Source organism: Sphingomonas sp. SORGH_AS_0438 (assembly GCF_031453475.1).
Classification (GTDB): domain Bacteria; phylum Pseudomonadota; class Alphaproteobacteria; order Sphingomonadales; family Sphingomonadaceae; genus Sphingomonas.
Window position 1 is genome coordinate 959,632 of record NZ_JAVIZS010000001.1, and the last position, 24,187, is coordinate 983,818.

17 protein-coding genes are annotated in these 24,187 nt (G+C 68.1%); 10 read left to right on the forward strand and 7 right to left on the reverse strand.

The window, feature by feature from the left end; all coding sequences use genetic code 11:
* Genes hppD through QE452_RS04670 form a run of 4 tightly spaced genes read left to right on the forward strand, consistent with a single transcriptional unit; the run spans window position 1 to window position 3,388 of the window.
* Entirely contained in the window at window positions 1-1,071 is a 1,071-nt protein-coding gene (hppD, locus tag QE452_RS04655; protein WP_309659817.1) for a 4-hydroxyphenylpyruvate dioxygenase, read from the forward strand.
* Between the two features lie 27 nt (window positions 1,072-1,098).
* Window positions 1,099-2,397: a homogentisate 1,2-dioxygenase gene (hmgA, locus tag QE452_RS04660; protein WP_309729663.1), complete on the forward strand. Its 1,299-nt coding sequence runs from the start codon at window positions 1,099-1,101 to the stop codon at window positions 2,395-2,397.
* Window positions 2,394-3,032, forward strand: a complete 639-nt coding sequence (maiA, locus tag QE452_RS04665; RefSeq protein WP_309659815.1) for a maleylacetoacetate isomerase — start codon at window positions 2,394-2,396, stop codon at window positions 3,030-3,032. Before hmgA ends, maiA begins: the two co-directional genes overlap by 4 nt.
* A complete protein-coding gene (locus QE452_RS04670; RefSeq protein ID WP_309659814.1) occupies window positions 3,029-3,388 on the forward strand; it encodes a Rieske (2Fe-2S) protein in 360 nt (119 codons plus the stop codon). The genes maiA and QE452_RS04670 overlap by 4 nt, the downstream gene beginning before the upstream one ends.
* Before the next feature lies 1 nt (window position 3,389).
* On the opposite strand, the gene QE452_RS04675 is transcribed toward QE452_RS04670, so the two are convergent.
* The gene (locus tag QE452_RS04675) at window positions 3,390-4,289 is read right to left on the reverse strand and encodes a LysR family transcriptional regulator (RefSeq protein ID WP_309659813.1); all 900 of its coding nucleotides are present in this window, start codon (window positions 4,287-4,289) and stop codon (window positions 3,390-3,392) included.
* Window positions 4,290-4,376: 87 nt separating this feature from the next.
* Here QE452_RS04675 and QE452_RS04680 point away from each other — a divergent pair, with 87 nt between their 5' ends.
* Window positions 4,377-6,476: a malate synthase G gene (locus QE452_RS04680; RefSeq protein ID WP_309659812.1), complete on the forward strand. Its 2,100-nt coding sequence runs from the start codon at window positions 4,377-4,379 to the stop codon at window positions 6,474-6,476.
* Between the two features lie 54 nt (window positions 6,477-6,530).
* Window positions 6,531-7,049, forward strand: a complete 519-nt coding sequence (locus QE452_RS04685; protein ID WP_309729666.1) for a DUF3833 family protein — start codon at window positions 6,531-6,533, stop codon at window positions 7,047-7,049.
* Here the strand turns inward: QE452_RS04685 and QE452_RS04690 are convergent.
* From QE452_RS04690 to rpoB, 5 genes are all read right to left on the reverse strand, one after another.
* Window positions 7,026-8,849, reverse strand: coding sequence for a TonB-dependent receptor domain-containing protein (locus QE452_RS04690; protein ID WP_309730500.1), 1,824 nt, complete (start codon window positions 8,847-8,849; stop codon window positions 7,026-7,028). The genes QE452_RS04685 and QE452_RS04690 overlap by 24 nt on opposite strands.
* The gene (locus tag QE452_RS04695; protein ID WP_309729669.1) at window positions 8,737-9,357 is read right to left on the reverse strand and encodes an STN domain-containing protein; all 621 of its coding nucleotides are present in this window, start codon (window positions 9,355-9,357) and stop codon (window positions 8,737-8,739) included. Before QE452_RS04695 ends, QE452_RS04690 begins: the two co-directional genes overlap by 113 nt.
* A 67-nt stretch (window positions 9,358-9,424) precedes the next feature.
* Window positions 9,425-10,060, reverse strand: a complete 636-nt coding sequence (locus tag QE452_RS04700) for an NUDIX hydrolase (protein ID WP_309659809.1) — start codon at window positions 10,058-10,060, stop codon at window positions 9,425-9,427.
* A 135-nt stretch (window positions 10,061-10,195) separates the two neighbouring features.
* Window positions 10,196-14,482: a DNA-directed RNA polymerase subunit beta' gene (rpoC, locus tag QE452_RS04705; RefSeq protein ID WP_125994583.1), complete on the reverse strand. Its 4,287-nt coding sequence runs from the start codon at window positions 14,480-14,482 to the stop codon at window positions 10,196-10,198.
* A 75-nt stretch (window positions 14,483-14,557) separates the two neighbouring features.
* Window positions 14,558-18,736, reverse strand: a complete 4,179-nt coding sequence (gene rpoB / locus QE452_RS04710; RefSeq protein WP_309659808.1) for a DNA-directed RNA polymerase subunit beta — start codon at window positions 18,734-18,736, stop codon at window positions 14,558-14,560.
* Between the two features lie 291 nt (window positions 18,737-19,027).
* Here rpoB and QE452_RS04715 point away from each other — a divergent pair, with 291 nt between their 5' ends.
* From QE452_RS04715 to QE452_RS04730, 4 genes are all read left to right on the forward strand, one after another.
* On the forward strand, window positions 19,028-20,116 hold the full coding sequence (locus tag QE452_RS04715; RefSeq protein WP_309659807.1) for a hypothetical protein: 1,089 nt from the start codon (window positions 19,028-19,030) through the stop codon (window positions 20,114-20,116).
* A gap of 70 nt (window positions 20,117-20,186) precedes the next feature.
* Window positions 20,187-21,827 carry an anion permease gene (locus tag QE452_RS04720; RefSeq protein WP_309659806.1) on the forward strand — a complete coding sequence of 547 codons (1,641 nt, stop codon included), beginning with the start codon at window positions 20,187-20,189 and terminating at the stop codon, window positions 21,825-21,827.
* Between the two features lie 90 nt (window positions 21,828-21,917).
* Complete coding sequence (locus QE452_RS04725) at window positions 21,918-22,946, forward strand: LacI family DNA-binding transcriptional regulator (protein ID WP_125994587.1); 1,029 nt, start codon at window positions 21,918-21,920, stop codon at window positions 22,944-22,946.
* Between the two features lie 59 nt (window positions 22,947-23,005).
* Window positions 23,006-23,539: a hypothetical protein gene (locus QE452_RS04730; protein WP_309659805.1), complete on the forward strand. Its 534-nt coding sequence runs from the start codon at window positions 23,006-23,008 to the stop codon at window positions 23,537-23,539.
* A gap of 19 nt (window positions 23,540-23,558) precedes the next feature.
* On the opposite strand, the gene QE452_RS04735 is transcribed toward QE452_RS04730, so the two are convergent.
* Window positions 23,559-24,110 (reverse strand): TetR family transcriptional regulator, encoded by a 552-nt coding sequence (locus QE452_RS04735; protein ID WP_309659804.1) that lies wholly within the window; start codon window positions 24,108-24,110, stop codon window positions 23,559-23,561.
* Between the last annotated feature and the right edge of the window lie 77 nt (window positions 24,111-24,187).

The window sequence follows — 24,187 nt, forward strand, 5'->3', positions numbered from 1 at the left end:
ATGGACCATATGGACGTCAACCCGATGGGTCTGGACGGATTCGAGTTCTGCGAATTCACCTCCCCCGATCCCGAGCGCATGGCCGCGCAGTTCGAGCAGCTCGGCTTCGTCGTCGCCTCGCGCCATTCGAGCCGCGACGTGGTCCGCTACAAGCAGGGGCGGATCAACCTGCTGCTCAACCGCATGGGCGAGGGCCAGGCGGCCGACTTCCGCCGCGACCATGGTCCCTCGGCGAACGGCATGGCGTTCCGAGTCGCCGATGCAAAGGCGGCGTTCGACGCGGCACTGGCGCGCGGGGCGAAGGCGGCCGATGCGTCGACCAGCGCGCTGGGCGAGGGCGCCTATGTGCTGGAGGGGATCGGCGGCTCGCTGCTCTATCTGGTCGATCGCCACGGCGCGGCCGGCTCGCTCTATGACGACTGGCAGGCGGAGCCGGGCGCGGCCGAGGCGGAGGCCGCCAATACGGTCGGGCTCGACCTGCTCGACCATCTGACCCACAATGTCCGGCGCGGGCAGATGCGGACCTGGTCGACCTTCTACAACCAGATCTTCGGCTTCGAAGAGCAGAAATATTTCGACATCAAGGGCAAGGCCACCGGCCTGTTCAGCCAGGCGATGATCGCGCCGGACAAGGCGATCCGCATCCCGCTGAACGAGAGCCAGGACGACAAGAGCCAGATCGAGGAGTTCATCCGCGACTATAATGGCGAGGGCATCCAGCATCTGGCGCTGACCACCGACGACATCTTCACCACCGTCGAGAAGCTGCGGGATCGCGGCGTGCGGTTGCAGGACACGATCGAGACCTATTACGAACTGGTCGACAAGCGCGTCCCCGGCCATGGCGAGGATCTGGAGCGGCTGCGCCGCAACCGCATCCTGATCGACGGCGACGTGAAGGACGAGGGCATCCTGCTCCAGATCTTCACCGAGAACATGTTCGGTCCGATCTTCTTCGAGATCATCCAGCGCAAGGGCAATGAGGGCTTCGGCAACGGCAACTTCCAGGCGCTGTACGAGAGCATCGAGCTGGACCAGATCCGTCGCGGCGTGGTGACGGTGGACGCCTGATTGATCCCGAGCGGAACGGAGGACGCGATGACCGAGCAGCGCACCGACGACGGCTATATCCCCGGCTTCGGCAACCATGTCGCGACCGAGGCGGTGGCGGGGGCGCTGCCGATCGGGCGCAACTCGCCGCAGCGTCCACCCTTCGGCCTCTATGCCGAGCAATTGTCCGGGACGGCCTTCACCGCGCCCAGGCATGAGAACCGGCGCTCCTGGCTCTACCGGATGCGGCCGACCGCCGAGCATCCCGCCTATCAGCCCTATGCCGGCGCCAGGCGGTTCGTGCGGGGCAGCGGCGAGGCGGCGCTCGCCCCCAATCGGCTGCGCTGGGACCCGATCGTCGCGACCGGGGCGCCGGTCGACCTGATCGACGGCATGACCACGATGCTGGTCAACCGCCCGCCCGAGGATCTGGAGGGCGTGGCGCTGCACGTCTATGCGGCGGGCCGGGACATGGTCGACCGCGTCTTCGTCGATGCGGATGGCGAGTTGCTGTTCATTCCGCAGGACGGGCGGCTGGAACTGCTGACCGAACTCGGCCGGATGGTCGTCGCACCGGGCCAGATCGCGCTGGTCCCGCGGGGCGTCCGCTTCCGCGCGCTGCTGCCCGACGGCTCGGCGCGCGGCTATGTCGCCGAGAATCACGGCGCGCTGTTCCGTCTGCCCGATCTGGGGCCGATCGGGGCGAACGGGCTCGCCAATCCGCGCGACTTCGAGACGCCGGTCGCCTGGTACGAGGACCGCGACGCGCCGACCGAAGTCGTGCAGAAGTTCATGGGGTCGCTCTGGACGATGACGCTCGACCATAGTCCGCTCGACGTGGTCGCATGGCACGGCAATCTCGCCCCCTGGCGCTACGACCTGTCGCGGTTCAACACGATCAACACGGTCAGCTTCGACCATCCCGATCCGTCAATCTTCACCGTGCTGACCTCGCCCAGCGACGTGCCCGGTCGCGCCAATGCCGATTTCGTCATCTTCCCGCCGCGCTGGATGGTGGCGGAGGATAGTTTCCGCCCGCCCTGGTTCCACCGCAACGTCATGTCGGAGGCGATGGGCCTGATCACCGGCGCCTATGACGCCAAGGCGGAGGGTTTCCAGCCCGGCGGCTTGTCGCTGCACAATCTGATGGCGGGGCACGGCCCCGATTTGGCAAGCTGGCAGGGCGCATCGAACGCGGAGCTGAAGCCGCACAAGATCACGGGCACCATGGCCTTCATGCTGGAAAGCTGCTGGCCCTATCGCCCGACCGACTTCGCCCTGACGCATAGCCAGCTCGATTATGACGCGGTCTGGGCGGACTTTCCCAAGGCCGTGCTGCCGCGATGATCCGGCTGCACGGCTATTGGCGGTCGGGCGCGGCCTATCGCGTGCGGATCGGGCTGGCGCTGAAGGGCGTCGCCTATGAACAGGTCCATCACGACCTGCGCACCGGCGCGCAACGGGCGGACGATTATGCCCGGCTCAACCCGCAACGGCTGGTGCCGACGCTGGAGGCCGGCGACCTGGTGCTGACGCAAAGCGTCGCCATCCTCGAATGGCTGGACGAATGCCATCCGCAGCCACCCTTGCTGCCCGGCGATCCGAATGGCCGCGCGATCGTGCGATCCATGGCGGCGACCATCGCCAGCGACACGCACCCGCTCCACAATCTGCGCGTGCTCAACGCTTTGCGGAAAGAGTTCGGCGCCAATGACACGGCGGTGCAGCGCTGGATCGCGCATTGGCTCGGCGACGGGCTGGCGGCGGTCGATCGGCTGGTCGAGCGGCATGGCGACGGCTTCGCCTATGGCGACCGGCCGACGCTGGCGGATTGCTGCATCGTGCCGGCGCTCTATGCGGCGCGACGTTTCGCGGTCGACCTGACGCGCTTCCCTGCGCTGGTCGATGCGGGGGAGCGGGCGATGGCGCTGCCCGAGATCGCGGCCGCGCATCCCGACCGACAGCCCGACGCCGACCGGTGAGCGACGAACGCCTGACCGCAACGCCGGCCGGGGTGGCGCTGGGCGCGCTGGACCTGGTGGCGGACGGCGCGGCACGCAACTTCGTCGTGCAGATGCGCGCCGGGCGCTTCCATGGCTTCGTCGTGCGGCGGGGGAGCGAGGTCCACGGCTATGTCGATCGCTGTCCGCATCTGGGCCTGCCGCTGGCGCAGACGCTGGACGCCTATCTGACGCCGGACGGCGGCCGGATCGCGTGCAGCTGGCACGGCGCGCTGTTCGAGGTGGCGGACGGCCTGTGCGTCGGCGGTCCGTGCGCGGGGCAGCGGCTGACGCTCTGGCCGGTGACGGTGGTCGACGGGATCATCCGCACCACCTAGACTAATCCACCCGGTCCCAGGCCGCCGGGTCGAGCCGTTCGCGCAGGAAGGCGATGAAGGCGGGCACGGCCGGCGGCACCATCGTCGCGCGCAGATGGACGGCGTGGATACCGACGCGGCTCGATCCCTGGCATTCGGGCAAGACGCGGACCAGGCGGCCGTCGCGCAGCGCCTCGCCCACGTCCCAGAGCGAACGCAGCGCGATCCCCATGCCGGACAGGGTCAGCTCGCGGATCAGTTCGCTGCTGTTGGTGCGGACATGGCTGGGCCGATCGACGACGACGTGGCGATGGCCGTGCAGCAGTCGCCACGGCATCTGCCCGTCCGCCGCGAGCAGGCGATGCGCGGATAGGTCGTCGATCGTGCGCGGGATGCCGGCCTCCGCCAGATAGGCGGGAGCGGCACAGAGCACGCGGCGGCTGTCGCCCAGCCGGTGGGACTCCAGGCTGGACGGAATGTCGGAGGCGATGCGGATCGCGCAGTCGATGCGCCCGGCCACCAGATCGACAAAGCCGTCGGACAGGTCGACCGACAGCGCGACCTGCGGATGGCGGGCCAGGAACTCGGGCAGCAGGGGGGCGACGTACAGCCGCCCGAAGGAGGTCGGCGCGGACAGGCGGAACGGCCCGGACGGCGTGTCGAGCCGGCCGCTGACCCGGACCTCCGCCTGGTGCAATTGCGCCTGGATCTGCTGCAACTCGCCATGGAAGCGTTCGCCGGCCTCGGTCAGCGCGAAGCGGCGGGTGCTGCGGTGGATGAGTTGCGCGCCCAACCGCTGCTCCAGCCGGGCGATCCGCCGCGACGCCATAGTGGCGGAGATGCCGAGTGCGCGACCGCCCGCCGCCAGACTGCCATGCAGCGCCGCCGCGACGAACAGGTCATAATCGGGGTCCATCATCATTCATTCCCCAGAGCAACGACTGCATCGACATATCGGCGTCTACAGAACGACCGGGAGTGCTGTATACCGGCGGCAGAGGAGTGGACAATGACCGATACGCAGCATCGACATGCCGGCCTGACCGTCGATCCGGCCCTGGCGACGTTCCTGGAAGACCGGGCGCTGCCGGGCACCGGGATCGCCCCGGCGGCGTTCTGGTCCGGTTTCGCGGCGATCCTGGCCCGATTCGCACCGGAAAATGCGGCATTGCTCGCGGAGCGCGACCGGATGCAGGCGGCGCTGGACAATTGGCATCGCGGCCATGCCGGTGCGCCGGTCGATCAGGCCGCTTACCAGGCGTTCCTGCGGGACATCGGCTATCTGGTCGACCCGCCCGCGCCATTCACGATCGATCCGCAGGGCGTCGATGCGGAAGTGGCGCGGCTCGCCGGGCCGCAACTGGTCGTGCCGATCCTCAATGCTCGCTTCCTGCTCAACGCCGCCAATGCGCGCTGGGGCAGCCTGTACGATGCGCTGTACGGCAGCGATGCGATCGCGCCGGTCGGGGCGGGCGGCGGCTATGATGCCGGTCGCGGCGCGCAGGTGATCGGCTGGGCCAAGGCGTTTCTCGACGCGGCGGTGCCCCTGGCGGAGGGGACATGGGCGGACTGGACCGGGGACACGCCCCGGCTGGCGGATGCGACGCAACTGGTCGGCCGGTCGGGCGACCATTGGCTGCTGCGCCACCATGGCCTGCACATCGAACTGGTCATCGACCGCGATCACCCGATCGGCCGCGACGATCCGGCGGGGCTGGCCGATATCCTGCTGGAATCGGCGCTGACCACGATCTGCGATCTGGAGGATTCGGTCGCGGCGGTCGATGCGGCGGACAAGGTGCAGGCCTATGCCAATTGGCTGGGCCTGATGCGCGGCGACCTGTCCGAAACGTTCGAGAAGCAGGGGCGGCGGCTCACGCGCGATCTCGCACCCGATCGGGCGTATCGGGATCTGGACGGCCGTCCCTTTACACTGAAGGGCCGCAGCCTTTTGTTCGTCCGCAATGTCGGTCATCTGATGACCACCCCGGCGGTGCGCATGGCCGACGGCCGGGACGCGCCGGAGGGGATCGTCGATGCGATCGTCACCAGCCTGATCGCGCTCCACGACCGCAACGGTGCGCGCGCGAACAGTCGCGCCGGGTCGATCTATATCGTCAAGCCCAAGATGCATGGCCCGGCCGAGGCGGCGTTCAGCGATCGGCTGTTCGATGCGGTCGAGGATCTGCTGGGGCTGGAGCGCCACACGATCAAAATCGGCCTGATGGACGAGGAGCGCCGCACCTCCGCCAATCTGGCCGCGTGCATCCATGCGGTGCGGCATCGGATCGTCTTCATCAATACCGGCTTTCTCGACCGCACCGGCGACGAGATCCACACCGCCATGCAGGCCGGCCCGATGATCCGGAAGGGCGCGATGAAGGCGGCCGACTGGATCGCCGCTTATGAGGATCGCAACGTGCAGATCGGGCTGGCCTGCGGCTTTGCCGGGCGGGCGCAGATCGGCAAGGGCATGTGGGCCGCCCCCGACCGGATGGCCGAGATGCTCGACCAGAAGATCGCCCATCCCCGCGCCGGGGCGACCACCGCCTGGGTGCCGAGCCCGACCGCCGCGACCCTGCACGCGACGCATTACCACCGGGTCGATGTCGCCGCGCGCCAAGCGGAGCGGGCGGCGGAGCCGGTCGCCGCGCTCGACCGCCTGCTGGCCCCGCCGGTCGCGGTCCGGCCCGACTGGGACGCGGCGGGGATCGCCGAGGAACTCGATAATAATGCGCAAGGGCTGCTCGGCTATGTCGTCCGCTGGATCGACCAGGGGATCGGCTGTTCTAAGGTGCCCGACATCCATGACGTGGGGCTGATGGAGGATCGCGCGACGCTGCGTATCTCGTCGCAGCATATCGCCAATTGGCTGCTGCACGGGATCGTCACGGCGGAACAGGTCGAGGCGGCGCTGGCGCGGATGGCGGCGAAGGTCGATGCGCAGAATGACGGCGATCCGCTCTACCGGCCGATGGCGGGGCGCGCGGTGGACAGCATCGCCTTCCAGGCGGCACGGGCGCTGGTGTTCGAGGGATGCGCGCAGCCCAATGGCTATACCGAGCCGCTGCTCCACCGCTTCCGCGCGGAGGCCAAGGCGGCCGGCTGACCGGGCCCGATACGGGATTTGGCTCGTTGCCGCCGGATGATGACGCGATGGTGCATGGTGGCCGCCCTGATGCTCGGGGGATGTGCCGGATTGGGCGAGACGGAGCGGTTCGCCGCGCCGTCCCCGCCGTTCGAGCCGGCGGCGTTCTTCGCGGGCGCCAGCCATGGCGAGGCACGGCTGAAGATACTGTTCCGCGCGCCGCAGCGGGTGACGGTCGACAGCCTCGGCCGGATCGGGGCGGACGGCGTGCTGCTGCTCGACCAGCGCATCCGCCAGGGGGACGCGCCGGTGCGCGAGCGACGCTGGCGCATCCGCCCCGACGGACCCGGCCGCTATGTCGGGAGCCTGACCGATGCCGAAGGGCCGGTGACGGGGGAGGTGGAGGGCAACCGGCTGCACCTCCATTTTCGCACCCATGGCGGCCTGGACATGGAGCAATGGCTGTTCCTGGAACCGAGCGGGCAAGTGGCGCATAACCGCATGGTGGTGCGCAAGCTGGGGCTGACCGTGGCGGTGCTGGACGAGGTCATTCGCCGGGCCGCGCCGTCCTCAGAACCGGCGGCGCACCGATAGCGCGCTGGTGCGCGGCCGCACCGGGGTGTTCTGTTCGCCGAGCGCGATCGAGAAGGGGTTGCCGAAGGCGAAGCTGTTCGCCCGCGTATCGAGGATATTGTCGATCCCCAGCCGGAGCGTCCAGCGCCCACGGGTCGCGGTGATACTGGCGGCGGTCAGCGTCACCGCTTGGCTCTGGCGGTCGAGACCCGGATCGAAGCTCAACCGCGCATTGCCGACGAAGCTGGCGCGCGCGCCCAGGTCGATCGCCCAGCCGGCCTGTTCGAACCCATAGGCGATCTCGCCATGCGCGCTGACATCGGGGACGACTGGCAGGCGACGATCGGGATTTTCCACCGTCACGACGCCGGAGCCGATCCGCGCCCGTTGCAGCAACAGGCCGGTGGTGATCGTCCAATGCCGGTCCGGTCGCCATCCCAGCGTCGTATCGATCCCGGTATTGTTGGCGAAGCCCGCATTGCGCGTGATGACCAGCCCGTCGCTGCGCAGGAAATCCGCCTGCACGTTCGACCAGCGCGTGGTGAACAACCCCAGGTCGAGTGACAGCCCGGTGGCGGGATGCTGCCAGCGCAGCCCCAGGTCGATCGCGCGCAGTGTATCGGCGCGGTAGCGGGTCGGCTGGTCGCTCGGCCGTACCGCCGCCTGGATGCCGCCCGGCCGCAGGGCGGAGGCGATGCGCGCGAACAGCAGCAATCGGTCGTTCGCTTGCCAGGCCAGCGCCGCGCTGGGGCTGCCCCGCAGGGACGCGCGGTCGGCGGCGGCGTCGCTCGCCACTTCGCGCCGTTCGTCGGCCACGGCGGAGCGGAACAGCCGCAGGCCGAGCGTGCCGCGCAGGCTGTGGCTGATCCGGTAGGTCGCCTCGCCGAACAGCGCCGCCTCGATCACGCTGCGGCGGAAGCGCAGGATGCGGAGCGCCTCGCCGGTCGGCGCGATCAGGTCGCCCGAGGCATTGGTGTCGGCGACCAGCAGCGATGCGCCGGCCAGCCAGTCGACCCGTCCATCGGTCCGTGCGGCGCGCAATTCGGCATTGGCCACCTCGTAGCGGCGATCGTCGCGATAGGTGGCGGGCGCGCTGCCGCCAAGCAGCGTCGCGCGCGCCGAAGCGTCGTAGCGCACGTCCAGTTCCTGACGCGCGGTGCTGACCACCCCCGTCACCTTGAACCCGGCGAGCGGGCCGGTGGCGGTCAGGCTGGCGATGCGGATATTGGTTTCCTGCGGCTCCGGCAGGCGCGCGGCACGCGACGAGGTCCCGCGCTGCTCGACATATTGGCTGTCGGCGATGCGCGCTCCCTGCGCCACGCCGACCAGGTCGACCGTCCAGTCGCCGGTCGGCTTCGCCCGGATCGCGATCCGCCCGCCGCTGCTCTCCCCACGGTTGACATTCGGCCCGCGTCCCGCCTCGTCGATCCAGCCCGACTGGCCGATCCGATAGCCGACCAGCCGCACCGCCAGCCGGTCGGGCAGGATGGGCACGTTCGCCATGACGTCCGCCGCGCCCTGCATCCCGCCATGCGCGGTCGTCCCCAGTCCCAGCCGGATCGCGCCGTCGACACGGTCGAGCATCGGCTTCTCCGGCACCAGCCGATAGACGCCGCCCAGGGCCCCGGTGCCGTAGAGCGGCCCCTGCGGTCCCTTCAGCAACTCGACCTGCGCCATGTCGATCAGCCGCAGATCGGGATCGGGCGCATCATAGGTCAGCCGCGCCTCGTCGAGCTGGACGCTGACGCTGGACTGACCGAAGCCGTCGAACGGGCTGTCGCCGATGCCGCGCAGGAACAGCCGGTCGCGACCCGAACCCAGATTGGTGCTCGACAGGCCAGTTCAGGATCGTCGCGACCCCGCTGGCATCCGGCGCGTCGCCGATCGCCGCGAGGGTGCGGGCATCGGCGACCGACAGGGCCAGTGCCGCCCGGCTGGCGGGCTCGGGCTGTTTGGTGGCGGTGACGATGATATCGGGGCCGGGCGGGGGATCGATGCCATCGGCGGCCGGCCAGGCGGCCTTGGGACCGGCCTCGATCCGCCAGGCACCGGGCCCCGCCGCCTTGGCGCGCAGGCCGGTGCCGCGCAGCATCCGGTGCAGCGCCGCAGCGACCGGCATCTTCCCCCTGACGCCCCGGACCCGCACGGCCGCCAGCGACCCCGGTGCGCCGATCGCCGCGCCGGATTGCTCCGCCAGCGCCTTGATCGCAGCGGACAGGGGAGCGGCGGGGACATTGATCGCGGCCGTCTGGGCACAGGCGGGGGCGGCGCATCCGGCCACCACCGCCAGGCCGACGCCGACCGCCCATGTCCCCCCGCGCCTGCGCATGTCCCTGGTCGTCGACCCCTTCCTGAAGCGGCATAGCCGGCTGTGCTGCACGGGGCCAGCTACCCCCTTAATCGTAGGCGGTCGGCAAGGTCGGATCGCGGTGATGGGCGAACATCTGCCGCAACTGTCCGGGCTGCACCCGACCGAGTGACAGATCGTCGGGCAATGCGTCCTCCGCGAACCAGCCGATTTCCGACGTCTCGATCGACGGCGTCGCCGTGCCGCCGAGCAGGTCGCACAGGAAGAAGGCCTTGGCGCAGGAGAAGACCAGGGGCCCGTGACCCTGGCGCGTCCGGTCCCACAGCGCGACCAGCTTGCGCGCGCGGACCGCATAGCCGCTTTCCTCGCGCACTTCCTTCACGACATTTTCCGCCAGAGTCAGGTTCACGTCCGCCCAGCCGCCCGGCAGCGTCCAGCGCCCGTGATCGGCGGTCTCGCGCACCAGCAGCAGCCGATCCTCCGCGTCGAACACCGCGCCGCGCACGTCGAGCTTGGGGGTCGCATAGCCGGTCTCCGCCGCGAACAGTCCGGCGATCCGCTCCATGGGGGCATCGCTACCCGCCGCCATCATCCGCGCGGCGAGATCGCGTAGCGCCTCATAGCGATCGCGATCATAGGGATCGCGAGTGAAGGCCAGGCCGGTCTGCGCCGTCGCCTGGATCTCCCGCGCCCAGGCCAGCCATTCGGGTTCGGTGCCGCTCATGCCCGTTCGTCCTGTCGTGGAACATGGCCTGCCTCCTGCCGCGTCGGGCGGGGGTGGGCAAGGGACGCCGCGCATGAAAAAGGGCGCCTCCTTCTCAGGAGACGCCCCTTTCCGTTTGCGATCCTGGGATCAGGATCAGTCGTTCAGATACTCGCCGGCATCCGCATCGGTGCCGTTGCCCGAGGGCACGACCTCGGCGAGCGGGTCGGGACCCGTGCCGGTGTCGTCGCGACGGCTGCGCTTCTCCTCGGCGGCGCGGAGTTCCGCGGCCGACACGGGGGCAACGATCGCCGCCGACAGTGCGCGCTGCTGTGCGCGAAGCGCCGCGTCGCGGCTGGAGGCCGCCACGCGCAGGCGGTTCATGCCCGCACCGGTACCCGCCGGGATCAGGCGGCCGACGATGACATTCTCCTTCAGGCCCATCAGCGTGTCCTGCTTGCCCTGGACCGCCGCCTCGGTGAGGACGCGGGTGGTCTCCTGGAACGACGCCGCCGAGATGAAGCTGCGGGTCTGCAGGCTCGCCTTGGTGATGCCGAGCAGGACCGGCTTGCCCTGCGCACGCGCCTGGCCCGGCTCCAGCTTGTCGTTGGTCGCGTCCATCTCCTCGCGATCGACCTGCTCGCCCTTCAGCAGCGTGGTGTCGCCGCCATCGGTGATCTCGACCTTCTGCAGCATCTGACGAACGATCGTCTCGATGTGCTTGTCGTTGATCTTCACGCCCTGGAGTCGATAGACTTCCTGGATTTCCGCCACGAGATATTCGGCCAGCGGCTCGATCCCCATGGTCTCCAGAATGTCGTGCGGGTTGGGCGAACCACCGATCAGGTTGTCGCCACGCTTGACATAGTCGCCTTCCTGGACGTCGATCACCTTCGACTTCGGCACCAGATACTCGACGACGTCGCCGCCATCCTCGGGCTGGATGCCGATCTTGCGCTTCGCCTTATAGTCCTTGCCGAACACGACCCGGCCGGAAACCTTGGCAATGATCGCCGCTTCCTTGGGGATGCGCGCCTCGAACAGTTCGGCGACGCGCGGCAGACCGCCGGTGATGTCGCGGGTCTTGGCGGACTCGCGGCTGACACGGGCCAGAACGTCGCCGCCCTGGACCTGCGCATTGTCCTCGACCGACAGCACCGCGCCAGGGGCCAGCATGTAGCGGGCCGCCTCGCTCTCGTCCGCGCCCGTCAGGGTCAGGCGGGGACGGAGATCCTCCTTCGACTTGGTGGAGGTGCGGTATTCGATGACGACGCGCTGGGCGATGCCCGTCGCTTCGTCGGTCTGCTCGGTCAGCGTCTTGCCTTCGATCAGGTCCTGATACTTCACGACGCCCGAGTTTTCCGTGATCACCGGCATGGTGAACGGATCCCACTCCGCCATGCGATCGCCCTTCGACAGCATGTGGCCGTCGTCGAACAGCACATAGGCGCCGTACGGGATACGGTGCGTCGACAGCTCGCGACCGTCCATGTCGACGATCGCGATCTCGCCCGACCGGCTCAGCGTCACGCGACGGCCACGCTGGTCGGTGATCAGGCGCAGGTCGCGGAACTGGGCGGTGCCGTCGACCGGCGCCTCCAGGTTCGACTGCTCGTTGAGCTGCGCCGCGCCGCCGATGTGGAAGGTGCGCATCGTCAGCTGCGTGCCCGGCTCACCGATCGACTGCGCCGCGATGACGCCCACCGCTTCGCCGATATTGACCGGCGTGCCGCGCGCGAGGTCACGGCCATAGCACTTGCCGCAGACGCCGATCTTGCTTTCGCAGACCAGCGGCGAGCGGATCTTCATGCCCTGGATGCCGATCTTCTCGATCTGCACGATCATCGCCTCGTCGAGCAGCGTGCCCGTCGGGATGACGACCTCGCCGGTCTTCGGATCGACCACGTCCTCGGCCGTGGTGCGGCCCAGGATACGCTCGCCGAGCGAGGCGATGGTCGAGCCGCCCTGGACGATCGCCTTCATCTCGAGCGCGCGCTCGGTGCCGCAATCCTCCTCGATGATGACGCAATCCTGGCTGACGTCGACCAGACGGCGGGTCAGATATCCCGAGTTCGCCGTCTTGAGCGCCGTGTCCGCCAGGCCCTTGCGGGCGCCGTGGGTGGAGTTGAAATATTCAAGGACGGTCAGGCCCTCCTTGAAGTTCGAGATGATCGGCGTCTCGATGATCTCGCCCGACGGCTTGGCCATCAGGCCGCGCATGCCGGCGAGCTGCTTGATCTGCGCCTGCGAGCCACGGGCACCGGAGTGGGCCATCATGTAGATCGAGTTGATGTCCTTCTCGCGGCCGGCCATCGGGCCGTCCTCGTACCGGCGCACCGCCTTGATCTCGTTCATCATCGAGTTCGCGACCTGGTCGCCGCAACGGCTCCAGGCGTCGATCACCTTGTTGTACTTCTCCTGCTGCGTGATCAGGCCGTCCTGATACTGCTGCTCGAAGTCCTTCACCTGCTCGCGCGTCTCGTCGACCAGCGCATCCTTGTCCGGTGCGATGATCATGTCGTCCTTGCCGAACGAGATGCCGGCGCGGAACGCGTGACGGAAGCCCAGCGCCATGATCGCATCGGCGAACAGCACCGTCTCCTTCTGGCCGGTGTGACGATAGACCTCGTCGATCACGTCGCCCACGTCCTTCTTGGTGAGGAGGCGGTTGACGGTCTCGAACGGCACCTTGTGGCTCTTCGGCAGCGTCTCGCCGAGCAGCATGCGGCCCGGCGTCGTCTCGTAGCGCTTCAGATACTGGTTGCCCTGCTCATCGGTCTGCGGAACGCGGCTGATGATCTTGGTGTGGAGCGTCACCGCCTGGGCGTTGAGCGCCTGGTGCACCTCGGCCATGTCGCCCAGCAACATGCCCTCGCCAGGCTCGCCTTCCTTCATCATCGACAGATAATACAGGCCCAGCACCATGTCCTGCGACGGCACGATGATCGGCTTGCCGTTGGCGGGCGACAGGATGTTGTTGGTCGACATCATCAGGACGCGCGCTTCCAGCTGCGCTTCCAGCGACAGCGGGACGTGCACGGCCATCTGGTCGCCGTCGAAGTCGGCGTTGAACGCGGAGCAGACCAGCGGGTGGAGCTGGATCGCCTTGCCCTCGATCAGCACCGGCTCGAACGCCTGGATGCCCAGACGGTGAAGCGTCGGCGCGCGGTTCAGCATCACCGGGTGCTCGCGGATCACCTCGTCCAGGATGTCCCAGACTTCCTTGCGCTCCTTCTCGACCCACTTCTTGGCCTGCTTCAGGGTCATGGACAGACCCTTGGCATCGAGGCGCGCATAGATGAACGGCTTGAACAGCTCGAGCGCCATCTTCTTCGGCAGGCCGCACTGGTGCAGCTTCAGCTCCGGACCGGTCACGATGACCGAACGGCCCGAATAGTCGACGCGCTTGCCGAGCAGGTTCTGGCGGAAGCGGCCCTGCTTGCCCTTCAGCATGTCGGACAGCGACTTGAGCGGACGCTTGTTGGCGCCGGTGATCGTGCGGCCGCGACGGCCGTTGTCGAACAGCGCGTCGACCGCCTCCTGCAACATGCGCTTTTCGTTGCGGACGATGATGTCCGGCGCACGCAGCTCCATGAGGCGCTTCAGGCGGTTGTTGCGGTTGATGACGCGGCGGTACAGGTCGTTCAGGTCCGACGTCGCAAACCGACCGCCGTCCAGCGGCACCAGCGGGCGGAGTTCCGGCGGGATGACCGGCACGACCTCGAGGATCATCCACTCCGGACGGTTGCCCGACTCCAGGAAGGACTCGACGACCTTCAGGCGCTTGATGATCTTCTTGGGCTTCAGCTCCGACTTGGTCGTCGCCAGCTCCTCGAGCAGGTCACGCTTCTCGCCCTCGAGATCGAGATTCTCGAGCATGATGCGGACCGCTTCCGCGCCGATGCCGGCCGAGAAGGCGTCCTCGCCATATTGGTCCTGCGCGTCCAGCAGCTCGTCCTCGGTGAGGAGCGAGTACTTCTCCAGCGGGGTCAGGCCCGGCTCGATGACGATATAGGCTTCGAAGTAGAGCACACGCTCCAGCTGCTTCAGCTGCATGTCGAGCAGCAGGCCGATGCGGCTGGGCAGCGACTTCAGGAACCAGATGTGCGCGACGGGGGCGGCGAGCTCGATATGGCCCATCCGCTCGCGGCGGACCTTCGACACCGTGACCTCGACACCGCACTTCTCGCAGACGATGCCCTTGTACTTCATGCGCTTGTACTTGCCGCACAAGCACTCATAGTCCTTGATCGGGCCGAAGATGCGCGCGCAGAACAGGCCGTCACGCTCGGGCTTGAACGTGCGGTAGTTGATCGTTTCCGGCTTCTTGATCTCGCCGAACGACCAGGAACGGATCTTATCGGGCGACGCGATGCCGATCTGGATCTGGTCGAAGGTTTCCGGCTTCGCGAGCGGATTGGCGAAATTGGTCAGTTCGTTCATGATTTCAGTCCCTCTAGGGGTAGCTTTCCGGGCGGGGAGGGCGGGGCGCTGCCGGAACGACAGCGCCCGCGATCCTTATTCCGCCGCCTCGGCCAGCCCGTCGTCCTGCGTGTCTTCCATCGTCTTGAGGTCGACATTGAGGCCGAGCGAGCGCATTTCCTTGACCAGCACGTTGAAGCTTTCGGGGATGCCGGCCTCGAACGTGTCGTCACCCTTGACGATCGCCTCATAGACCTTGGTGCGGCCGACCACGTCGTCGGACTTCACCGTCAGCATCTCCTGCAGCGTGTACGCGGCGCCGTAGGCCTGGAGCGCCCAGACCTCCATCTCGCCGAAGCGCTGGCCGCCGAACTGCGCCTTGCCGCCCAGCGGCTGCTGGGTGACGAGCGAGTAGGGGCCGATGGACCGGGCGTGGATCTTGTCGTCGACCAGGTGGTGGAGCTTCAGCATGTAGATGATGCCCACCGTGACCTTGCGGTCGAACTTGTCGCCCGTGCGGCCGTCGAACAGCTCCGACTGACCCGACAGGTCGAGACCCGCCAGCGCCAGCATGTCGGTGACGTCCTTCTCGACCGCGCCGTCGAACACGGGGGTGCCCATCGGCACACCGGTGCGGACGTTGTGGACCAGCTCGGCCAGTTCCTCCGGCTCGCGCGACGCGATGTCGTCGGCATAGTGATCGCCATAGACCTCGAGCAGCCGGTTCTTGACCGCGTCGGGCATCTCGCCCGCCTTGGCATCCGGATTGGCCTCGCGCCACTCTTCGAGCTGCGCCGCGACCTGCATACCCAGGTTGCGGGCCGCCCAGCCGAGATGCGTCTCGAAGATCTGACCGACGTTCATGCGCGACGGCACGCCCAGCGGGTTGAGCACCAGATCGACCGGCGTACCGTCCGCGAGGAAGGGCATGTCCTCCTGCGGCAGGATGCGGCTGATCACGCCCTTATTGCCGTGACGGCCGGCCATCTTGTCGCCCGGCTGCAGCTTGCGCTTCACCGCGACGAAGACCTTGACCATCTTGAGCACGCCCGGCGGCAGCTCGTCGCCCCGCTCCAGCTTCTCGCGACGGTCGTGGAACTTGTCGGTGATCAGCTTGGCGGCTTCGTCATATTGCTGCTTGACCGCTTCCAGATCGCTCTGGCGCGCATCGTCCTGCACCGCGAACTTCCACCACTCGTGGCGGTCGACGCTGTCCAGCATGTCCATGTCGATGACCGAGCCCTTCTTCAGGCCCTTCGGCACGGCGGTCGCGACCTGGTCGAGCAGCATCTCGCGCAGGCGGCTCCAGGTCGCCCGGTTGAGGATGGTGCGCTCGTCGTCCGAGTCCTTCTTCAGGCGCTCGATCTCCTCGCGCTCGATCGCCATCGCGCGCTCGTCCTTGTCGATGCCGTGACGATTGAAGACGCGGACGTCGACGATCGTGCCGGCCACGCCCGGCGGCAGGCGCAGCGAGGTGTCGCGCACGTCCGACGCCTTCTCGCCGAAGATGGCGCGGAGCAGCTTCTCCTCCGGCGTCATCGGGCTTTCGCCCTTCGGCGTGATCTTGCCGACCAGGATGTCGCCCGGCTCCACCTCGGCGCCGACATAGACGATGCCCGCCTCGTCGAGGTTGCGCAGCGCTTCCTCGCCGACGTTCGGGATGTCGCGGGTGATGTCCTCCGGCCCGAGCTTCGTGTCGCGGGCCATCACCTCGAACTCGTCGATATGGATCGACGTGAACACGTCGTCCTTCACGATCCGCTCGCTGATGAGGATCGAGTCCTCATAATTGTAGCCGTTCCAGGGCATGAACGCGACGAGGGCGTTGCGGCCCAGCGCCAACTCGCCGAACTCGGTCGACGGGCCGTCGGCGATCACGTCGCCGGCATTGACCACGTCGCCCACCTTCACCAGCGGACGCTGGTTGATGCAGGTCGACTGGTTGGAGCGCTGGAACTTCATCAGCGTATAGATGTCGACGCCCGACTTGCCGGCATCGACCTCGCCGGTCGCCCGGACGACGATGCGCGACGCATCGACCTGGTCGACGATGCCGGCGCGCTTGGCCGAGATCGCCGCGCCCGAATCGCGCGCCACCGTCTCTTCCATGCCAGTGCCGACGAATGGCGCTTCGGCACGAACCAGCGGCACCGCCTGGCGCTGCATGTTCGAGCCCATCAGCGCGCGGTTGGCGTCGTCATTCTCCAGGAAGGGGATGAGCGAGGCCGCGACCGACACCAGCTGCTTGGGGCTGACGTCCATCAGCGTGATCTGGTCGGGCAGCGCCATCAGGAACTCGCCGCCCTGACGGGCCGACACCAGATCCTCGGAGAACGCGCCTTCGTCGGTCAACGCCGCCGAGGCCTGCGCGATCGTGTGCTTGGCCTCTTCCATCGCCGACAGATAGACGACCTCGTTGGTCACCTTGCCGTCGATGATCTTGCGGTAGGGCGTCTCGATGAAGCCGTACTTGTTGACCCGGCTGAACGACGCCAGCGAGTTGATCAGACCGATGTTCGGGCCTTCCGGCGTCTCGATCGGGCAGATACGGCCATAGTGGGTCGGGTGGACGTCGCGAACCTCGAAGCCCGCACGCTCACGCGTCAGGCCGCCCGGCCCGAGCGCCGAGACGCGACGCTTGTGCGTCACTTCGGACAGCGGGTTGGTCTGGTCCATGAACTGCGACAGCTGCGACGAACCGAAGAACTCGCGCACCGCGGCGACCGCGGGCTTGGCGTTGATCAGGTCGTTCGGCATCACCGTCGACACATCGACCGACGACATGCGCTCCTTCACGGCGCGCTCCATGCGAAGCAGGCCGACGCGATACTGGTTCTCCAGCAGCTCGCCCACCGAACGCACGCGACGGTTGCCGAGATTGTCGATGTCGTCGATTTCGCCCTTGCCGTCCTTCAGGTCGACCAGCGTCTTGACCACCGCGAGGATGTCCTCGGTGCGCAGCGTCGTCACCGTGTCCGGGCAGTCGAGGTCGAGGCGCATGTTGAGCTTGACGCGACCCACGGCCGACAGGTCGTAGCGATCGGGATCGAAGAACAGGCCGGCGAACAGCGCCTCGGCCGTCTCCAGCGTCGGCGGTTCGCCGGGGCGCATCACGCGATAGATGTCGGACAGCGCCTGCTCGCGCTCCTCGGCCTTGTCGGCCTTCAGCGTGTTGCGGATCCAGGGGCCGGTCGCGACATGGTCGATGTCGAGCAGCTCGATCGTGTCGACGCCCGCCTGGTCCAGCTTCTCGAGATTCTCGGCGGAGATTTCGTCGCCGGCCTCGACATAGATCTCGCCCGTGGTCTCGTTGATGAGGTCATAGGCGGAATAGCGGCCGAAGATCTCCTCGGTCGGGATCAGCAGCTGGGACAGGCCGTCCTTGGCCGCCTTGTTGGCGGCGCGGGGGCTGATCTTCTGGCCGGCCGCGAACACGATCTCGCCCGACGCCGCATCGACGATGTCGAACATCGGCTTGGCACCGCGCCAGTTCTCGACCTGGAAAGGGATCTTCCAGCCGCCGTCGCCGCGCACGAAGGTGAGGCGGTTGTAGAAATAGTTGAGGATCTCTTCCGAGTTCATCCCCAGCGCATAGAGCAGCGCCGTCACCGGCAGCTTGCGCTTGCGGTCGATACGGACGTTGACGATGTCCTTGGCGTCGAACTCGAAATCGAGCCACGAGCCGCGATAGGGGATCACGCGCGCGGCGAAGAGGTACTTGCCCGAGGCATGGGTCTTGCCACGGTCATGGTCGAACAGCACGCCGGGCGACCGGTGCATCTGGCTGACGATGACGCGCTCGGTGCCATTGATGAAGAAGGTGCCGTTCTCCGTCATCAGGGGCATGTCGCCCATGTAGACGTCCTGCTCCTTGATATCGATGACCGACTTGGCCTCGGTATCCGGATCGACCTCGAACGCGGTCAGGCGCAGCGTGACGCGCATCGGCGCGGCATAGGTGATGCCCCGCTGGCGGCATTCCTCGACGTCGAACTTCGGCGGCTCGAGGACATAGTCGTCGAAATCGAGATAGGCGGTGCCGGCGAAATCCTGGATCGGGAAGACGCTGCGCAGCGTCTTCTCCAGGCCCGACACATGGCCGGTGGCCTTGTCCGAGCGCAGGAACTGCTCGTAGCTCTCGCGCTGCACCTCGATCAGGTTCGGCATCTGCACCACTTCGTGGATATTGCCGAAAACCTTGCGGATGCGCCGCTTGGCGGTGCCGCCCTTGTGCTCGCGCCGGGCAGAGCCGCCGTCGATCGCCTTGGTTGCCATGTCTCGTTCGTGCCTCGTCAGCCAGAAATCCGGGCGCGGTTGCCTTGGACGGAAAAAAGCCGATCGCATGAGAATGCGTCGGCTTCAGCGTCCAAGAACCAGCAGTTTCCTATTCGTAACGACACGCTGCGCGACGGCATGTCCTATCCCGGAAAGCTGTGGTGAGAGGCTGATATAGGCGGCACGTCCCGGGATGTCAAAGGGGTGGAGGGAATGCGGCCGGTCGCCGTCGCGGCGCGCTTCGTCGCAGCACCGCTTGCGTGACGGCGGAAAGCGGGGACCGGCGAGGCGATGCGTTTCCGTACCGCCGCCCTCGCCCTGCTGCCGCTCGCCATGCCCCTGGCGGCGCAGGAGGTTCCGCCGACCCGCGACGACGCGATCACCGCGCCGCTGGTCCTGCCGACGGCCCCGCCGCCGTCGCCGACGCCAACCCCCAGTCCGGTGCCCACGCCACCGCCACCCGTGGTCAGCCTGCCATCGCCGGCCCGTCCGTCGCCGAGCCCCCGCGCCATGCCTGCGGCAGGAGCGGTCGTCCGCCCATCGCCATCGCCATCGCCGACGCCACGTCCAACACCTATCCCATCAGCCACGCCGATCGCCCGTCCGATGGCGGTCGCGCCGTCCGCGCCGATACCCGAGGTGACGCCGACTCCTGTTGCATCACCGACGCCCGCCGTCTCGCCACCGGCGACCGCTTCGGAACAGGGGGGCGGGGCATGGTGGTTGGTCCCGCTGGTGCTCGCCCTGGTTGCCGCGGGCTGGGTGATGCTGCGGCGGTCACGGGCCGATGCCGCGCCGGAAGAGGCGGAGGATCGCCTCCCAGCTGAGAGGCCATCCGACCCCGCGCCCGTGCCGGCCCCTCCGGCCGCACCCTCGGTTACGCTGCGGCCGCTGCGGATCGGCCTCAACATGCTCACCGCGACCTTCGAGGGCGAGGTCCTGCTGTCGAGCGAGGCGGCGATGGAGGATGTCCGGGTCAGCCTGCATCTGATGGCGGCATCGAAGGATGAGGGGCAGGCCATCGCCGCCCTGCACGATGCCCCCATTGGTCGCACGGTGGCGCCGGCCTTCGGCCTCGCCCCCGGCAGCACCCGTACGGTGCGCGGCATCGGCGTGCTGGCGCGCGAGGCGACCGGCGGGCTGGAGGCGGCGGGGCGCCCCTTGTTCGTCCCGCTGGTCGCGGTGCGGCTCGGCTGGCGCGACGCGGGTGGCGTTCACCACCACCTGATCCAGGCCTTTGCGGTGGGGGTGGAGCGCGTCGACTCGCCCAAGCTCGCCCCCATCTGGCTCGACCAGCCGGCGCGCAGCTACGAACAGATCGCCGCTCGGCCGCATGGCAGGGCGATGGTTCGCGACGCGGCGATCGTCGGGGAGCGTTAATTCAGGATGCCCATCGCTAGCGTCACGGAACCGTCATCAAACTGTCGCACGATCCCGCGATAGGCGGGGCATGGCCACTACAGCATTGACTGGCGGTGAATCCGAATCCCGGGTTCGCGGTCCGCATCTCGACGCCAGCCTGCACCCGGCAGGCCGTTGGATTTTCGCCGCCCTCGTGATCGGCGGCCTCGCCTATGCGGGGATCAGCATCGTCGACGACACCGCGCAGGTCGGCGAGCGCCTGGCGACGGGCGCCCTGCTGTTCCTGGGGCTGGCGCTGGTTATCGCGCTCGGCTTCGAGTTCGTGAACGGCTTCCACGACACCGCCAATGCGGTGGCGACCGTGATCTATACCCATGCCATGCCCGCGCCGCTGGCGGTGATCTGGTCCGGCGTCTTCAACTTCCTCGGCGTGCTCGTCTCCTCCGGTGCGGTCGCCTATTCGATCATCACGCTGCTGCCGGTCGACCTGGTGCTGCATGTCGGCAGCGCGGGCGGCTATGCGATGATCTTCGCGCTCCTGCTCGCGGCGGTGGGCTGGAACCTCGCCACCTGGGCGGTCGGGCTGCCCAATTCGTCCAGCCATGCGCTGATCGGCTCGATCCTGGGCGTCGGTGTCGCCAACCAGATGCTGGCGGGCGGCAGCGGCACCGCCGGGCTCGACTGGGAACAGGTGCGTAAGGTCATGTCGGCGCTTCTGGTCAGTCCGCTGATCGGCTTCGTCGCAGCGTTCATGCTGCTGCTGGTGATGAAGCGGCTCAAGCCCGACCCGGTCCTCTATGCCGAACCGAAGGGCGACCAGCCGCCGCCCAGGGGCATCCGTGCCCTCCTGATCTTCACCTGCACCGCCGTCAGCTTCGCGCATGGCAATAATGACGGGCAGAAGGGCATGGGCCTGATCATGCTGATCCTGATCGGCTGCGCGCCCACCGCCTATGCGCTCAACCGCACCCTGCCGGCGCAGGAGACGCCGGCCTTCCTCCGCGCCGCCGATGCCGCCGAGATGGCCTTTAGCCGCCAGGCGCAGGGACTGACGCCCGATCCGGCGGCGGCGCGCGTCGCGCTGACCGACGCGCTGCGCCTGCGCCATATCGAGGGGGCGCGCACCTTCGCGGCGCTTGCTGCGCTGTCCGACGATGTCAGCCACCGGATCGCCTCGCACGGGTCGCTGGGCAAGGTGCCGGCCGCGGAGACGCCGAACCTGCGCAACGACATGTATCTGGTGCTCGACGCCTCGATTCTGGCCAAGCAATCGAAGCAGACCCGCACGGTGATGACCGCCGCCGAGCTGGATGCGGTCGATGCCTATGACAAGAAGCTGCAAGACGGCACGCGCTATATCCCCGGCTGGGTCAAGGTCGCGGTGGCGCTGGCGCTGGGCCTGGGCACCATGGTCGGCTGGCGTCGGATCGTCGTCACGGTCGGCGAGCGGATCGGCAAGACCCACCTGACCTATGGCATGGGCGCGGCGGCGGAGCTGGTCGCGGCCTCCACCATCCTGCTGGCGGTCAAGTTCGGCATGCCGGTGTCGACCACGCATATCCTGTCGTCGGGCGTCGCGGGCGCATCGGTCGCGAACGGCGCGGGGTTGCAGGCGCGGACGGTGCGCAACATGGTGCTGGCCTGGGTGCTGACGCTGCCGGCGGCGATGCTGCTGTCGGGCACGCTCTACTGGGCGCTGCTCGGCCTGGCCCGCACCCTCGGCCTGTAAGCGACTGCACGGCCGATTTTTCTTATGCGGCAGTAGCCCTGTCCGTCTCTTTCCTTTGTGCGGCGATCGTGGAAGAAGGGCGCCATCGCCATGCAACAGAATGACAGCCCGCTCGCGACCGACCAGGTCCGCACGATCAACGACCTCGCCCGGCTGGCGGGCGTCTCCGCCGGCACCGTCTCGCGGGCGCTGGCGGGCAAGTCCGTCGTCAATGACGAGACGCGCCGCCGGATCGAGGAACTGGCGGCGCAGCACCAGTTCCGCCCCAACCAGATGGCGCGGCGCCTGCGCACGCAGCAGACGGGGCTGATCGGCGTCGTCGTGCCCCTGGGGCATGAGCGTCGCCAGCATCTGTCCGACCCCTTTTTCATGAGCCTGCTCGGTCCCCTGGCGGATGCGCTGACCGAGCGCGGCTATGACCTGATGCTGTCGCGCGTCATCCCTGATGCGGACGATTGGCTGGAGCGGATCGTCACCTCGGGGATGCTCGATGGCGTGCTGGTGATCGGCCAGTCCGACCAGTTCGAGACGATCGAGCGTGTCGCCGCGCGCTATCGCCCGCTGGTGGTGTGGGGCAGCACCTTGCCGGGACAGCGCCACTGCGCGGTCGGCGTCGACAATTTCGAGGGCGGGCGACTGGTCGGCGAGCGGCTGATCGCGCGCGGGTGCCGGCGGCTCGCCTTTCTGGGCGAGATCCGCTCGCTGGAGATTTTCGAGCGGCATCGCGGCCTGTGCGCGGCGGCGGCGGCGGCGGGGCTGGACGCACCGCTGCAACTCGACACGCATCTGGCATCGGACGGCATGGCGGGCGAGATCGCCGCGCATCTCGACCGGATCGAGGGGCAGGTGGACGGTATCGCCGCCGCGTCCGACCTGATCGCGATGCGCGCCGTGCGCGATCTGACCGACCGGGGCCTGCGCGTACCCGACGACATGGCGATCACCGGCTTCGACGACCTGCCCTTCGCCGAATATATGATCCCGCGCATCACCACCGTGCGGCAGGATCTGGCGACCGGCGCCAAGGCGATGGTCGAGGCTCTGTTCGCGCGGATCGACGGCAGCGAGGCCCCGTCGGTGGAGATGCGACCGGTGCTGGTGGAGCGGGATACGGCCTGACGGGCTACATTTGTTCCGTTTTGTTGGACAAAGCAGGTACGAAGCCTTAGCCGCGCGACATGGCGGCCTCCCTGTTTCTTCTGCTCGCGGTGATCCTGGCCTTTACCGGTGGCGCCGGACCATGGGTCCTTGGCGCCACGGTGGTGCTGGCGGCGGCGGCGGGCACGCGCTTGCCCGATCTGGATACGCCCTTGCGGCTGGGGCATCGCAGCGCACTGATCCACAGCGTCCTGCCGGCCTTGGTCGCGATGCTCGACGTCCGCACCTGGCCGGTCGCGGCGGGGCTGGGGCTGGGTATCGGTCTGCATCTGGCCGCCGACCTGTTTCCGGGCAGTATGCGCGGCTATGCGACGATCAAGCTGCCGCTGGGGGGATCGATCGGCGTATGGCCGTCCTATCTCTGGATCGCGGCCCATGCGGCGGGCAATCTGATCGGCGGCACCCTGTTGCTGGAGCGGATCGCCGATCGGCCGGTGGCCGTCGGCGCGCTGGCCGCGAGCGGCGTGGTCGGCCTGGCCTATCTGGTGCGGGCGCAGGGCGGATTATGCGCGCTGGCGCTGCTGGGTACGATCGGCTGGTTCCTCCACCGATAGCGGCGCGGGCGGACGGGGATCAGCCCGCCACGCGACGGATCACCGCCTCGACCTGTTCGGGCGTCAGCGGATCGGTATCGACCGAGTTGTGGATGCCGATCCCCTCGATCAGCGCATCGATCGCGCGCGCCGTCAGGGGATCGAAATGCCGCCCGAGCGCGGCCCGGCTCCGCGCCATCCAGCCGCGCATGATCGCCGCGATCTCCGGGTGCCGTGCGGCATAGGCATAGAGTTCGTAGCTGAGCAGCAGGGTCTGCGGCGTCGACCAGAGGTTGCCGGCGATGACGTCGACCGTCGCCGCGATCGCTTGCTCGCGCGTCGTCGCCTGTTCCAGCCGCGCCAGCACGCCGTCCGAACTCGCGTCCGCCACCTGCTCGAAGGCCAGGCGGATCAGTTCGTCCAGTCCGGTGAAGTGATAGGTGAGCGAGCCGAGCGGTACGTCGGCGGCGGCGGCGATGCGGCGATGGGTGGTCCCGGCCACGCCCTCCGCCTCGATCACCGCGATGGTCGCATCGATGATCCGGCGGCGGCGATCGGGATCGACGCGGCGGCGGGGCGGCGAGCTGGTCATGACGGCGGAAAAATCCCGGTTGCACGATGTGTACAAATGTACATAACGATGTTCAGCATAGCGCAGCATGGCGATCG